General features: G+C 41.7%; 14 protein-coding genes. 8 read left to right on the plus strand and 6 right to left on the minus strand.

The window, feature by feature from the left end; genetic code table 11:
- Nucleotides 1-181 precede the first annotated feature (181 nt).
- From rpmI to EPB74_RS08790, 5 genes are all read left to right on the plus strand, one after another.
- Entirely contained in the window at nt 182-379 is a 198-nt protein-coding gene (gene rpmI, locus EPB74_RS08770; protein WP_011281253.1) for a 50S ribosomal protein L35, read from the plus strand.
- Between the two features lie 129 nt (nt 380-508).
- Nucleotides 509-865, plus strand: a complete 357-nt coding sequence (gene rplT / locus EPB74_RS08775) for a 50S ribosomal protein L20 (RefSeq protein WP_011281252.1) — start codon at nt 509-511, stop codon at nt 863-865.
- A gap of 343 nt (nt 866-1208) precedes the next feature.
- Nucleotides 1209-2264 carry a phenylalanine--tRNA ligase subunit alpha gene (pheS, locus tag EPB74_RS08780; RefSeq protein ID WP_274903862.1) on the plus strand — a complete coding sequence of 352 codons (1056 nt, stop codon included), beginning with the start codon at nt 1209-1211 and terminating at the stop codon, nt 2262-2264.
- Nucleotides 2265-2332: 68 nt separating this feature from the next.
- Nucleotides 2333-4759 (plus strand): phenylalanine--tRNA ligase subunit beta, encoded by a 2427-nt coding sequence (gene pheT / locus EPB74_RS08785; RefSeq protein ID WP_274903863.1) that lies wholly within the window; start codon nt 2333-2335, stop codon nt 4757-4759.
- Nucleotides 4760-5034: 275 nt separating this feature from the next.
- On the plus strand, nt 5035-5334 hold the full coding sequence (locus EPB74_RS08790) for an integration host factor subunit alpha (protein WP_079692789.1): 300 nt from the start codon (nt 5035-5037) through the stop codon (nt 5332-5334).
- Between the two features lie 217 nt (nt 5335-5551).
- On the opposite strand, the gene EPB74_RS08795 is transcribed toward EPB74_RS08790, so the two are convergent.
- Entirely contained in the window at nt 5552-5911 is a 360-nt protein-coding gene (locus EPB74_RS08795) for a hypothetical protein (protein ID WP_274903864.1), read from the minus strand.
- A gap of 674 nt (nt 5912-6585) precedes the next feature.
- Between EPB74_RS08795 and ypfJ the strand changes: the two genes are divergently transcribed.
- Nucleotides 6586-7473: a KPN_02809 family neutral zinc metallopeptidase gene (gene ypfJ, locus EPB74_RS08800; protein ID WP_274903865.1), complete on the plus strand. Its 888-nt coding sequence runs from the start codon at nt 6586-6588 to the stop codon at nt 7471-7473.
- Nucleotides 7474-7636: 163 nt separating this feature from the next.
- Here the strand turns inward: ypfJ and EPB74_RS08805 are convergent, their stop codons facing one another.
- The 3 genes from EPB74_RS08805 to trxA all read right to left on the minus strand — a co-directional run bounded on the left by EPB74_RS08805 (nt 7637) and on the right by trxA (nt 10385).
- Nucleotides 7637-7885 carry a hypothetical protein gene (locus EPB74_RS08805; RefSeq protein WP_079692786.1) on the minus strand — a complete coding sequence of 83 codons (249 nt, stop codon included), beginning with the start codon at nt 7883-7885 and terminating at the stop codon, nt 7637-7639.
- 344 nt (nt 7886-8229) lie between these two features.
- Entirely contained in the window at nt 8230-9498 is a 1269-nt protein-coding gene (rho, locus tag EPB74_RS08810) for a transcription termination factor Rho (protein WP_079692785.1), read from the minus strand.
- Between the two features lie 560 nt (nt 9499-10058).
- A complete protein-coding gene (trxA, locus tag EPB74_RS08815) occupies nt 10059-10385 on the minus strand; it encodes a thioredoxin (protein ID WP_079692784.1) in 327 nt (108 codons plus the stop codon).
- Between the two features lie 341 nt (nt 10386-10726).
- On the opposite strand from trxA, the gene EPB74_RS08820 reads away from it, so the two are divergent.
- Entirely contained in the window at nt 10727-11440 is a 714-nt protein-coding gene (locus EPB74_RS08820) for an RluA family pseudouridine synthase (protein WP_274903866.1), read from the plus strand.
- Between the two features lie 197 nt (nt 11441-11637).
- Nucleotides 11638-13302: a flavin-containing monooxygenase gene (locus EPB74_RS08825; RefSeq protein WP_274903867.1), complete on the plus strand. Its 1665-nt coding sequence runs from the start codon at nt 11638-11640 to the stop codon at nt 13300-13302.
- A 24-nt stretch (nt 13303-13326) separates the two neighbouring features.
- Here the strand turns inward: EPB74_RS08825 and EPB74_RS08830 are convergent, their stop codons facing one another.
- On the minus strand, nt 13327-14271 hold the full coding sequence (locus EPB74_RS08830; protein ID WP_274903868.1) for a D-2-hydroxyacid dehydrogenase: 945 nt from the start codon (nt 14269-14271) through the stop codon (nt 13327-13329).
- Between the two features lie 209 nt (nt 14272-14480).
- Nucleotides 14481-15449: a response regulator gene (locus EPB74_RS08835; protein WP_274903870.1), complete on the minus strand. Its 969-nt coding sequence runs from the start codon at nt 15447-15449 to the stop codon at nt 14481-14483.
- Nucleotides 15450-15507 lie beyond the last annotated feature (58 nt).

The following is a 15507-nucleotide window of genomic DNA, read 5'->3' on the forward strand; positions in this document are numbered from 1 at the left end:
TGCACAGAATTTTAGGTAAGAGTAGGGCGCAAAACTTTCCTTGGCAAAACAGCGACCTATCTGCTAAAATAGCGCCTCCCACCTCGAGGCAAATAGAGGTTTAGTGGTTGTTTTTACAGCGACTATACGCTTTTAACTATTTGACGACCGGGTTCTATCAAAGACAAAGAGGCAAATCATCATGAAAGTTAAGATGAAAACCAGAAGCGGTGCCGCTAAACGCTTCAAAAAAACAGCGAATGGCTTTAAGCGTAAGCAAGCATTCAAAAGCCATATCTTGACCAAGAAATCAGCTAAGCGTATTCGCCAGTTGCGTGGTCTTAAGATGGTGGACAAGTCTGACGAAGCAGCAGTTCGTCGTATGTGCCCATACATCTAATAACCTATCGTCATTTGGATTTAATCAAAAATATTTTGATTAAATATATTTGACTTTGCAATCTGAAAACGATGCTTATTATTTAATAACGTCGTTACTCGCTTAACTAAAGAAATCTTGGAGTAATTTATGGCCCGTGTAAAACGTGGTGTACAGGCAAATCGCCGTCACAAAAAAATCCTCAAACGCGCAAAAGGCTACTACGGTGCCCGTTCACGTGTTTACCGCGTAGCGGTACAAGCAGTGACCAAAGCTGGTCAATATGCTTATCGTGACCGTCGCAACAAAAAACGTACTTTCCGTCGCCTTTGGATTGCACGTATCAATGCTGGTGCACGCTTAAACGGCTTAAGCTATAGCCGCTTTATCAACGGCATGAAAAAAGCTAACATTGCAATCGATCGTCGCGTACTTGCTGACATCGCTATGCATGATGCAGCGACTTTCACAGCATTGGTTGAAAAAGCAAAAGCGGAACTAGCATAAATATTAACGATTCTATTTAGGTATGCTGCTTGTTAAGCGATTATTTATAAGTAGTTATCTACATGGATAGAGATAATATTAATTAATAGTACGATATTAATAGAAGCTACCGCTGGTCGGTGGCTTTTTTTATATTAAAGTATTTTACAGCTAACTCTATAAATACCGATCATAGATATAACCTTTGTGAAATGACACTTATAATCGTCTAAATTATCGTCGTCTAAATATTCAAGCCATTCATATAACTAGCATTATTTTAAAAAAAATGGGTAAATGGTTTGCAATATTTGGTCAAATCCCTACAATTAATAGTCCGTTTAAATCAGGAATGATGCGTCTTATGACTACCCCTGCTGCTACCAACGATTTGTCGGCGCTACCGACCTTGTCCTCAGAGATCAATGAGCTTAACGAAACGCAGCTTATTGAATTTACCAGTGCTGCTGAAGCCTTAATCTTACAAGTAAGCGATACACGTCTATTACAAGATTTGCGTGTGCAACTGACTGGTAAAAAGAGCCCATTAACCGGCTGGTCAAAGCAGATGGGTAAACTAGATGCTGACGTCAAAAAAACTTACGGTGGTTGGTTGCATCAAGTGCGTAGCCGTATTCAAGACGCATTGACAGCACAGCAGCAGCAGCTAGAAGTGGCGGCATTAAATGCCAAACTAGCAAGCGAGAGCATTGATATCACTTTGCCTGCTCGCGGTGGTCAAAAGGGTCATTTGCACCCAGTGACGATGATTACCCAGCGTATGCAGCAATATTTTGTGCAAGCTGGTTTTAATGTTGCTACTGGTCCTGAAGTTGAGAGCGACTATTATAACTTTGAAGCGCTTAATATCCCTTCACATCACCCAGCACGGGCGATGCACGATACTTTCTATTTTGATGCTCACTATCTATTACGTACTCATACCAGCCCAGTGCAAATTCGTACTATGGAAAAAAATGAGCCGCCAATTCGTATTATTTGTCCAGGTCGCGTCTACCGTAATGACTCAGACCAAACCCACTCGCCGATGTTCCATCAATTAGAAGGGCTCATGGTTACTGAGTCGAGCACCTTTGCTGAGCTAAAAGGTCTAATTAGTGAGTTCTTGGAAGCATTTTTTGCCAAAGAGCTGACTGTGCGTTTCCGCCCGTCATTTTTCCCGTTTACGGAGCCTTCTGCTGAAGTAGATATCTTGGATGACAATGGCAAATGGCTTGAAGTCATGGGCTGCGGTATGGTACATCCACAAGTGCTGACCAACTGCGGTATTGATGCCGAAAAATATACTGGTTTTGCTTTTGGTATGGGCATTGAGCGCTTTGCGATGCTGTATTACGGTATCGACGATTTACGTTTATTTTTCCAAAATGACGTGCGCTTCTTAAAGCAGTTTGGCTAGATTGTCGTTATTAATACGGCTACCTTTACTCCAAAATCTTTATTATGAAATTCTGATCCGAGATATTTATGAAAATTAGCGAACAGTGGCTACGTCAATGGGTAAACCCCAACAATAACAGTGAGCAATTGGCTGACCAATTGACCATGGCAGGCCTTGAGATTGACGATCGCTATGCGGTTGCCCGTGATTTTAGCGGTGTGGTTGTCGGTGAAGTGATCAGCGTCGAGCAACATCCAGATGCAGATAAATTACGTGTTACACAGGTCAATATTGGTGCAGCTGAACCGTTGCAAATCGTCTGCGGTGCGCCCAATGTCACTGTCGGTATGAAAGCGCCCGTTGCTACCGTTGGTGCTGTTTTACCCTCTGATGACGTCAGTGGTAAAAATGCGGGCTTTAAAATTAAAAATGGCAACCTACGCGGTGTCGACTCTAACGGTATGCTTTGCGGTGCTTCTGAAATTGATTTAACTGATAGCATAGACGGTTTGCTTGAATTGGCAGCTGATGCACCAATTGGCATGAATATCCGTGAGTATTTGGGTTTAGACAATCAAATATTGGATATCTCTATCACCCCAAATCGCGGTGACTGCTTTAGCGTACGTGGTATTGCGCGAGAGATATCAGTGATTAATGATTTGCCTATGCAAATGCCAAATATCCCTGATAACAGCCAATTTACTCATAACCAAGCTATGCAAGATATGACAGCTGTGACAGTTAGTGCTGTTGAAGCTTGCCCGCGCTATCTATTACAGTCAATTAGTAACATTGATCGTAGTATCGATACGCCAAAATGGATGCAAGATGCATTAGTACAGTCAGGACTACGTTCGCACAACTTTTTAGTTGATGTGACTAACTACGTGCTGATGGAATTAGGTCAACCGCTACATGCGTTTGACGCTGATACTATCGAGGGCGATATCGTTGTACGTTTGGCACAGCCTGAAGAAACTATTACCTTGCTTAATGAGCAAACCATTACTTTAACGGGTGATGAGTTGGTCATTGCTGACGATAAAGGTGTACTTGCGCTTGCTGGTATTATGGGTGGTCAGCGTAGTAGCGTTACTGATAGCACCACTAATATCGTATTAGAGAGTGCCTTCTTTAATCAATTGGCTATCGCTGCGCGCGCACGTCGTTTTGGTTTGCATACCGATGCTTCACAACGCTTTGAGCGTGGTGTTGATTTTGAATTACCAATGCTTGCTTTAGCGCGTGCTGTTGATTTGATTACAAGCGTTACAGGTAGCCAAGCGGGACAAATCGTAAAAGTTGAAAGTAGCGAGCACCTACCTGCTCGTGCGCCAATTACTTTACCGATTACAAAGGTTCGTGATGTTATTGGCATTGAGATTGAGCCAGCAATCATGGTGCGTATTTTGACCCAATTAGGGTTTGAAGTAGAGCAGCAAGCAGATAGCCTAATTTGTACGCCGCCATCATATCGCTTTGATATGAGCATCAAAGAAGATTTAATCGAAGAAATTGCTCGTATCTATGGCTATGACAATATTCCAAGCATCTTGCCGCACCTGCAAGTTAGCATGGATTATGACGATACTGCAGACTTGACCCATGAGATGAAGCTAGCGCTGGTCGATAATGGTTATATGGAAGCGATTAGCTTTAGCTTTAGTGATGCCAAACTAGAAGCCTTGCTTGATGATGAAGCCTTAGGAGAAGTGTTGGCACTGGCCAATCCTATTTCTAGTGATTTGGCGGTTATGCGCCGTACTTTATTGTCGAGCCTACTGCCATGCGTGCAATATAACCTGAATCGCCAGCAATCGCGCGTGCGTTTCTTTGAAACGGGTCTGAGTTTTGTCGGTCATAGTATTAGTGATTTAGTACAAACGCCAAGTATTGCTCTAGTGGCAGTTGGTGATATCTGGGATGAGCAAGCTTATCAAAATCGTGCGCTAGATTTTTATGATTTGAAGCATGATATTGAGCAATTATTACCTGCGAAAATCGATAGCGCGCGTATTCGCTATGAGCGCAGTGCGCTGAATTTCTTGCACCCTGGACAAAGCGCCAAACTATATATCGATGACCAATATGTCGGTTGGTTAGGACAATTACATCCCAATACTGCCAAACAGTTAGATCTACCCGCTACTTGGGTCGCTCAATTGTCTCTTGCGCCATTACTAACGCTTGCTCGTGAACAGCATGCCATCACCACGCCAAGCAAATTCCCGCAAGTACGCCGTGATATCGCTGTCTTAGTAGATAGCGATATCAGTTTGCAGACGTTAGAGTCGACCATACGCGCTGCGGCAGGTAATTTGTTGACTGACCTATGGTTGTTTGACGTTTATCAAGGCGACAAAATACCGACTGGTCAACGTTCATTAGCCTTTGCATTAATATGGCAAGATAAAACCCAAACATTATCTGATGAAGCCGTAAAAACGGTCACTGACAAAGTGGTACAAGCGCTAACGGATCAGCATTCAGTACAGTTGCGTGATAGCTAAAACTTAGCTGTAAAAAGATACCATGCTCTATAGGTTCTTATTAAGAGGCTATGGAGCATTGTTATTCTTAAAAACTATTATTCGCAAAAATGGTTTTTTATATAAGCTGTTTTTTATACAAATTTTTTCGAAAATGAGTTAAGTGGTTATTAATAAAGGATTTTAATGTAGTCTTTATTAAAAAGACGGTAAAAAACCTTTATAATAGCTAACATTAATCTTCATACCGCTAGACCATGATATTCGACATCACGACATAGCATAGGAGTCGTACTGTGAGCACCTTAACCAAATCTGACATGATTGAGCATTTGATGAGTCATCTAAACCTAACACGCCAAGAAGGCCGTTGTTTGGTAGAGAATTTTTTTGACGAATTGTCAGAGAGTTTGATTGATGGCAAAGAGGTCAAGCTTTCAGGCTTTGGCAACTTTGAGCTTAAAGATAAAAATAGCCGCCCAGGTCGTAACCCAAAGACAGGGGAGCCAGTTGCTGTATCGGCACGTCGTGTTGTTACATTCAAAACAGGACAAAAATTTCGTCAACAAGTCGATGAGCGTTTATTTGATGAATAACATTAACTTTTATTTTTATAAAGTTAATAGTGTAATGAATGGGTTAAATTAACGATATATTCTCATTTCGTCGCGATAGCTCATCGCCATAAATTTATATATGACGTCAAGCATCTAGTATTTTAAATAATTGGTAAATATCATAAATAACAGCCATAAAAAAAGAGAGCATAGGCTCTCTTTTTTAATACAGTATTTTTATTTATAAAAATAAAAATTACTTAGCTGGTTCTTCAACAACTACAACTTCGTCAGCTGCGTCTACTGCTGGAGTTTCGCTAGCTACATCAACGCTAGTAGTAGTACCGTCTACAGGAACTTCAGCGTCGATTTCGTCAGTAGCAGTAGCAAGTTGTGCATCAGCGATGTCAGCTTCAGCACCAGCAATAGCAGCGTCAGCTTCAGCAGGAACAGCTTCGCCTTCAGCAGCAGCTTGATCTAATTCTTGTGAAGCGTCTTGCACTTCTTCTTGCGCGTCAGATAAATCTTCAGCAGCGTTTTCTTTGTTGCTGTCACAGGCAGTTAGGCCCATAGTTGCAGTCATGATACCAGCTAGAGCAAGTAATTTAAGTTTCATAAGGTTTTCTCCGGAATAATTGAATGAGCAGTAGCAGCAAAAAAGGTTGAATCAGAGATATCTCAGAATTCAACTAGTCTTAGTTACAGCTACTCAGCTTTCACGCATTCTATATGATTTCTTTCTGTATAGAAAGAGGTTGTACAATTAAGTTACAATAAAATTGTAAATAGGGTTTTACTTTACTTATCTAACATAATTCTTAATACAATAAATTGAATTAATCGAAGTATAATCAATAACATCAGACTGTTTGCAAGAAGGCCTCTATGGTCTAATGCTCTTACTCTTTTCTATCTGTATTCTTACGCTAGGATAAGTAACATAAGGATTGGATGAGTGAAATTATACAATCGTAGTCGAGTATAAAGATAAATACATTGTGAGTATCTTCAAGTGATTGAGTAATCTATTACACATGATATTAGAGGTTTAAAAGGTTGAATCAAAGGATTGAACTAAAAATTATATAACATAAATAATTATTGGTACGCATATAGTAGGTTCATTTTAAAAACGATACAGTGCTATTGGCTATAAATTTTTTGCAGTATCTGTCACGCCTGCGAACAGCAAGCAAGAAAAAATGATCGCAATAGCACGTTATTACAATCGTATCGCTTTCATTTTTAACTGACTATAGCAGACGCTATCATATTTTTGGGAGTAAGATTATGAAATGGGAAGGCAGACGCGGCAGTTCTAACGTACGTACCAGCAGTGGTGGCGGTAAAATGATCGGCGGTGGTATTGGCGGTATCATTATTGCTGGCATTTTATGGCTAGTATTTGGGGTAAACCCGATGACCGCATTACAGACAGGTCAAGTAGTAGCAGGTGGCGGAGGTAATACGTCCACCGAGCCAGCAACCAGCGATGATCGTGATACACGGTTTGTCAAAGTCGTATTGGCCGATACCGAAGAGGTTTGGCATCAGATATTCAATGAAGCAGGAAGCACTTATAAAGAACCGTCACTGATTTTATTTAATGGGCAGATTAGCTCAGCTTGTGGCAGTGCTAGCTCGGCGACAGGACCTTTTTATTGCCCAGGTGATCAGACTGTCTATCTAGATACGTCGTTTTTTGTAGAAATGCGGCAAAATCTTGGTATTGCGGGTGATATTCAAGGCTCAGGCGATAGCGAAAACCAAAATAAAGCGGGCGACTTTGCCCAAGCTTATGTCATTTCACATGAGGTCGGTCATCATGTACAGACCTTGCTAGGTATTACCCAGCAAGTTAGTGAAGCCAGCCATCAAGTGACAAGTGCACAGGCTAATAAATTATCGGTACTGCAAGAGCTACAAGCCGATTGCTTTGCTGGCGTTTGGGCACAGCGCAATCAAGAACGCGTACAGTTTTTAGAAGCAGGAGACATCGATGAAGCCATCAATGCGGCTGGTCAAATCGGTGATGATCGCTTAGCACGTGCAGGCGGCGGGGCGGTAGTACCTGATAACTTCACTCATGGCACTAGCCAACAGCGTATCCAATGGTTTACGCGTGGTCTAGAGAGTGGTAATGTACAATCTTGTGATACGTTTAGTGGCGCTTTATAGATCAAGTTACATAGACTAATTTTATAAGATTGCTCGTTAACTAATATAAAACTACTAGACACAAAAAAGCCTGCAATCGATTGCAGGCTTTTTTGTGTAGGCTATCTGGTTAGATAATGTTTTTAATCAAAACCTATCCGCCAATATAGCTACCTAAAACCAATTATCTGCTGTTATTAAGAATGTATGCACCAGCGCCACCAATTGCAGCACCACCAATTGCGCCACGAGCGATGTCTTTACTGTCGCCGCCACTTCTGATAAGCGCACCAGCAGCAGCACCAGCAGCAGCGCCTTTAGCGGTGTTGTTTATACCACTGTTGTATCCGTATCCGCCAGTTGAGTTACAGCCACCCATGATGAGAGCTGAGCCAGTAATGGCTGTCATTACGATCGTTTTAGCAAATTTCATAATATTACCTATTGAGTTATCAAGATTAAAATTCAGTACTGATTCCTTCCAACACTGATTAATATAAAGCACACTTATGCCATATCTAATAGTACCACTGTTAATGTATTTATGGTCGTAGTAGAAACGCTAAGCTTTGCAAATAACCTGTAAAGTATGTTGCTTCACTGTATCGTTGGTAGTGCTTTTGCTTAGGGTTATTGTATTAATACTGATAGTAAGCTAACTGTTTCTAATAAGACGACTTTTAATGGTTACAAAAGCAAAAAGACTGCCTTTGAGGCAGCCTTTATAATTGGAACATTGATTAACGGTTTATATTAACAACAATGAATGAGGGTAAATTAATTTTGTGATTTACGCTTCATTTGCTCAAAGAATTCGTCATTGGTTTTCGCTTCTTTTAAGCGATCTAATAAGAATTCAGTCGCTTGTACGCCATCCATTGGCTGTAGTAATTTACGTAAAATCCAAACCTTACGTAGCTTATCTTCATCAAGCAAGCGCTCTTCGCGGCGCGTGCCAGATTTCTTGATATTAATTGCTGGGAAGACCCGTTTTTCAGCCAAATCACGCTCAAGGGTAATCTCTTGGTTACCTGTTCCCTTAAACTCTTCAAAGATAACGCTGTCCATTTTACTGCCGGTATCGATAAGGGCACTGGCAATAATGGTCAAACTACCACCTTCTTCAATGTTACGAGCAGCACCGAAGAAACGTTTTGGACGCTCTAGAGCATTGGCATCCAGACCACCGGTCAACACTTTACCTGATGAAGGAATGACAGTGTTATAGGCGCGAGCAAGACGGGTAATAGAGTCAAGTAAAATGACCACGTCTTGTTTATGCTCGACCAAACGCTTCGCTTTTTCAATGACCATCTCTGCAACCTGCACATGACGCTGTGGCGGCTCATCAAAGGTTGAGGCAACCACTTCACCGCGTACTGTACGCACCATTTCGGTGACTTCTTCTGGACGCTCATCGATCAGTAAGACGATCAAATAGCATTCAGGATTGTTACGTGTGATGGACTGAGCGATAGTCTGTAGGAGCATCGTTTTACCGGCTTTTGGCGGGGCAACGATAATGGAGCGCTGACCTTTACCGATAGGGGCAATCAGATCAATAATTCGACCGGTCAAGTCCTCAGTCGTGCCGTTACCAAGCTCAAGCTTGAGATGCTCGGTTGGAAATAGCGGCGTTAAGTTTTCAAAAATAAGCTTATGACGCGAGCGATCTGGGGTATCAAAGTTGATTTCGCCGACTTTCAATAGCGCAAAATAACGCTCAGAGTCTTTGGGTGGACGAATCGTGCCAGCGATACTGTCGCCTGTCTTGAGACTAAAGCGGCGAATTTGGCTCGGGCTGACATAAATGTCGTCAGGACCTGCTAAGTAAGAGCCTTCTGATGAGCGCAAAAAGCCAAAACCATCTGGGAGCACTTCAAGCACACCATCACCATAGATGGCCTCACCGTTACGGGCATGGGTTTTTAAAATAGCAAAGATAATGTCTTGTTTACGGCTACGTGCCATATTATCAAGACCCATTTCTTTGGCGATAGCCAATAGCTCAGCGATTGATTTTTTCTTTAATTCAGTTAGATTCATAGATAGGTCATTAGCAGTTGGTCAGATGAGAGATGCCATTATCTGCACAAATCACGATATTGATTAAACAGTATTAGGGAGATAGAGGATGTATACACAGCGTTGAGGTTTATGTAGATTTGATTTAACGTGCCAGCTTATATGCTTGTTGTAAGAAATACAGGCAAAGTAATAAAAGTGAAGATAAAGAAGTCTACATAAGAGTCTGTGTTAAAAACTCAATATAATTCATTGTGTTTAGTCATTCGGTCAGTAGTGTTTTTTAATAATGACGATGGTGTTTTTGTTGACAAACACGGGGAGAGTAGCGACAAGATATTTATGAAAACAATTGGTTTTCTCTTGTTAGCAGACTATACGACCTTCAAGACAGCATTGTCAATAATTTTTGCCAAAAAAGTCGTATAATCCAGTTTTTTGCTCATAAAAGCAGCAAAAAAGCCATTATCTTGTACAGACAATGGCTTTTTCGAGAGTTTTTTTATACGACAAATGACTTGCATGAGAGTAACTAAATATCATTAAACCCTAGCAATCATCGGTCTTAAATAAATGGCTACTTATAGATGCTTATCTATTACTTTTGCCAATTCAGCTTTTGGCTGTAGACCCATCACTGAATCTACTTTTTCGCCATCTTTAAAGACGAATAAGGTAGGAATGTTGCGAATACCGAAACGGCTTGCTGCTTGTGGGTTGTTGTCGACGTCAACTTTAACGATTTTAACTTTACCTTGGTACTCAGTCGCTAAATCTTCTAAAATAGGAGCGATAGCTTTACAAGGACCACACCACGTTGCCCAAAAGTCTACTAAGACTGGTACGTCAGATTGCAGTACGTCTTGGTCAAAGTTAGCATCGGTAGTATTAATAATAAGGTCTGACATAATTTCTCTCTCTTGTTTTATTATATCTGTCACCACTCATCCATATAAACATAGATGTCACGATAAAATGATGAGTGGCTAAAGAATGGTTAAGAAGGGGTGAAAACCTGCCATTATATTAACATGTTTGCCTAGAGTTGACAGACGCAGGCTGGTTAAATTGTTTAACAATTACGATTAGTACAATAAATCGACACATAACGATACAGCTTATGATTTATCTGTCACTTGCTTTAATCTGTCGTCACCTTTGCGTCAAAATTTACCATCCTCTCAAACTTTACTCGCTCGCTGAGTATGGTTTATAGATTCAAGTCCATTACTATAAGTAGCCCATTTTTATGTCTTTTACTGATCAAGAGATCGACGCCCTTAATGCTCAAGAAAAAGCCTATCCGCTTGAGTTTTTTCAAACATTCGCCAAAAAAGTTACTGTCTATGAAGACGATGATATTTGGGTGGTGGACAAGCCGGTAGGACTATTAAGTGTCGATGGTAAAACGCTCAAGGTAAGTTTGCTTGCTCGGCTTGAGCGCGCCAATCCAGCGGTTAAATTGATCCATCGCCTAGATATGGACACCTCAGGGCTGCTCATTTTTGCAAAAAACGCGGCAGCGCAAACCCATATTAGTAAACAGTTTATTGACCGGCTACCACAGAAAAAATACCAAGCACGAGTATTTGGGCAATGGGAAAGTGTGGGTGCAACGGGCAAGATATCAGCACCTGTACGTTATGAGCCAGCCACCAAACCGCGCCACATCGTCGATCATAATTGGTCAAAACATGCTTTAACCTTGTATGAAGTGCTGGCGCATGAAGAATGCAATGGTCAGATAGTCACTCGAGTACTGTTAAAGCCAGTTACCGGTCGTAGCCATCAGCTGCGCGTCCATATGGTACACGTCGGGCATGTGATGATTGGCGACCCCATTTATGCTGAAGGTCGTGCATTAGATATTGCGCCAAGGCTTAATTTACATGCGCAGCAACTGCGTCTTAAGCATCCGACACTTGGCGCATGGATGGATTGGGAAAGTCCTGTACCTTTTTAAATGAATGGATTTTTAAATACATAGCTCTTTAATGCATAGCTCTTTAAAGGTAACTTTTTACAATCTTAGTTAAAGAGTCCCTGTTAAAGAGTGAGTTTGGAAAGACCAGTCAGTAATATAAGTTAACCTAGCGCTAAAATTGTTTATAGTTGATTGAGTTAAGGATGATTAAATATTAATAAAGGATAAATAAGACCATGGTCGATAACACACTATCTCAAGCGCATCATGATACTCAAAAAGGCGCTAATGAAAGCAATCGTAAGAGTATCAAACGTTTATTCAAACGCCCAAAACCACAATCGACCACCTCAGCGGATTATGAGGTGCTTATCATTGGCGCTGGTATTGCCGGTATAAGTATGGCTTGCCATCTCCAACAGCAACAAAAAGGTAGCGGGTTTTTTAAGAGTAAAAATGCTGTAAAACAAACGCGTAAAAATAAAGAAAAAAACGCTACCGAGCGCTTTTTAGTGTTAGAGAAACGAGAGGATTTGGGTGGTACATGGGATTTATTTACCTATCCTGGTATTCGCTCTGACTCTGATGCATTAACGTTTGGCTATAGCTTCCGGCCATGGCTAGATCACAAAATGCTGGCAAAAGGCGCTGACATTAAAAGCTATATCGCTGATACCGCCCGCGAGTTCAAAATCGTAGAACATATTCGCTATCAACATGAGCTACAGCAGCTATCGTGGTCAAGTAGTAGTAAACAATGGACGGCGATGATTAAAAATCATGCCACTGGTGAAATATTCACCTTAACAGCGAATTTCGTCGTTGGGGCGACTGGTTATTATGATTATGAGGCCGGTTATAGACCATATTTTAAAAGTGAAGAAAATTTTAAAGGTAAAGTTGTCCATCCGCAGCATTGGCAAGATACGCACTATGACGATAAAAAAGTGATTGTCATCGGTAGTGGCGCGACAGCAATGACACTGATACCAGCGTTGGTCGATGAAAATAATGACCAGTGTGCCCGTCATGTCACGATGTTGCAACGTTCACCGACTTATGTCGCAAGCGTACCAGGCGATGATTATGCACTTGCTTTGTTATCCGGTAAATTCTCACCTTTATCAAAGGCGCAAGCCTATACCTTGCTACGTACGCGTAATGTGATGTTTCAGCAAGGGATTTATCGAGTCGCGATTCATGCGCCAAAAGTTATGAAAGCGGTTTTAACTCATAGAGTCAAAAAAGAGCTTAAAGGTAGTGGCGTGGATGTTGCCCATTTTAAGCCTGCTTATAATCCGTGGGAAGAGCGCTTATGTGCAGTGCCTGATAGCGATTTGTTTCAAGCTTTACATAGCAAGCGTGCTGAGATAGTTACCGATACCATTAGCCACTTTACGCAGACGGGTATTGCATTGGCATCAGGCAGGCATTTGGAGGCAGATATTATTGTTACTGCTACTGGTCTCAAATTACAGATGCTCGGCGGCGCTGCTTTATATGTCGATGGACAGCCAGTCGATGTAGGCTCGCGGATGACCTATAAAGCGGTAATGCTTGAGGGCGTGCCAAACATGGCAATCATGTTCGGCTACACCAACGCTTCTTGGACGCTGAAGATTGATTTGGCCTGTCAGTATGTGCTGCGGTTACTTAATTATATGAATAAAGAAGGCTATAAAACAGTATGTGCGCAGGCTGAGACTAAGCAAGAGCAAGTGAACATGCAGCCGGATACGGTACTTGGCGCGCTATCTGCAGGTTATATCAGCCGTGCCAAAGATGAGTTGCCGAAACAAGGCGACCGCTATCCGTGGCGGGTGAATAATAATTATCTAACCGATCGCCTAATGTTGAAATACCGTAAAATCAAAGATGAGTGGCTACATTTTACTCGTTAATTTTTTACTAACGTTGGTCATTTCCTAAGCTCTCTGACTCTGTTTAATAAAGCCAGTAACTTGCTTGCTGAGCATCTGCCACAAAGTTTCTTGGGCGCTTTTACTACCCCAAGCATTATGCGGGCTAAAGATCACACGCGGATGCTCATCAAGAGCAAGTAAAGGATCGTTGGCAGCGATTGGCTCTTGCTCAAAAACATCGCTACCATATCCCAAAATTTGCTCGTTATTAATGGCATCAGCGAGCGCTGTACTATCGACGATACCACCGCGGGCAACGTTAACCAGTAACGGTTTCTTAGTCATTTTTGCCAGTGTGTCTTTATTAATCAAATGCTTGGTATCATCGTTTAAAGGACAATGTAAGCTAATCACATCAGCAGCGGCGAGCACGTCATCAAAGGCAGTATAATCGTCATTACGCGGCGTGCGACCTTGGTGCTCCGCCCACAATACCGTCATACCAAATGCACGGGCGATTTGAGTGACGCGCTTGCCAATGGTGCCGATACCAATAATACCTAGCGTTTTATCTTCTAAATCGACTAGCGGTATATCAAGCAAACAAAAATTACCATCCTCTACCCACGTGCCATCAATCACTTTATTATGATAATGTAAGCCTGCACGCATTGCATTTAGCATCAGCATAAAGGTATGTTCAGGCACACTTTTAACTGCGTAACCAGCAACGTTATACAGCGCGATACCATGTTCAGCGCAAGCATCCTGGTCGACGTTGTTCATACCGGTTGCGGTCAATTGAATGAGCTTCAGCTTGGGTAGCTTAGCAATCACATCGGCACTGATTTGCACTTTATTAGTAAAGATAATATCCGCATGTTGACAGCGCTCAATTATGAGCTCTTGCGGTGTATCGTCGTACGTAATGTAATCAGTGACGCCAGCTGGTGCTGGCAAGTCAACGTTATCAGAAAAAGTGCCTTTATCTAAAAAAACCGCTTGCATGGTGATTCCTTATCTCATTGTTATGGTAAATGGGCTTTGGTTATTATCGGCTTAATGTAGCACGTTGCTGCCTTTATTCAAAAAGTACGTCAAAAAGTACAAAGCAAAAAAACCTCTACTTCAGCTTTGAAATAGAGGTTTTATTTTATTGGACAATAATCTTTTATCGCTTATAAGGTGATAAATCCAAGCGCTGTAAAGTTATGCACTTATAAAGAGAAGCGCTTACGCAATTTACCAATCAGACTACGTACGCGACTGCTTAAATCAATACGCACATCGTTTTCAGGATCGTGTTCTACTTCATAACGTTTGACCAATTCAGGACTGGCTTTGAGTTTTGCATGATGCTGAAACGCACGGTTAACACTAATCTCAAGCAGACTGGCGCGCATCGGCTTCGGTAAGCAGCGATAGACCTGACCTTTATTAATCAAATCAATGAGCAAGCCAGCGTCTTGGAATTCAGTCTGTACCAAGACCACTAAATGCGGTGCATCTTGTTTTAAGGTAAAGATAATCGGTGCGATATTCTCGCCGCTGACATTAATATCGGTGATACAAACACCGATATCTTCGTTCGCCAAATAATCGTAAGCTTCTTCTAAGCCTTTAGCATGCAGTACTTTATAACTGTTAGAGAATTGCTTGCGTATTTGCTCAATCAGATCGTTGGTCTCATCGATCACCAATAGCGTTTGCTTATTACCTGAGCTGTCGAATTGCTCAGCGTCTTCGTCTGGATTATAAGTCAAGGCGATTTCGGTGGCGCGACCGACGACCGAGAGTAGCTCTTCAGATTTGCACGGCTTGGTCAAATAACGATAAATCTCACCGTCATTAATAGAGCCAATAATTGCATTTAGATCCGCATAACCGGTCAATAGGATGCGCATGGTAGACGGTGATACTTCTTTTACTTCCCGTAGGATATCGACGCCAACACGCTCAGGCATACGCTGGTCACTGACCGCGACATGTACATGGTTGTTTTTAATATAGTCAATATACTCAGTAGGATCCGTTGTGATAAAAACGTCATGGGTTTTACGAAACAGCAGTTTCATAGAACGTAAAATGCGTTGTTCATCGTCAATAAATGCCAGCTTCGGCTTAGCTTCAACCCCTAGTTCAGCGGTTCTGATGTCATTACTGATGTCGTTTTCTAATTCATTCATGATGAGTTCCTTATAATGAATAACAGTGCTATAACTTTATTTAACAATTAAAATAAGA

The organism is Psychrobacter sp. DAB_AL62B, from assembly GCF_028895345.1.
Lineage (GTDB): Bacteria > Pseudomonadota > Gammaproteobacteria > Pseudomonadales > Moraxellaceae > Psychrobacter.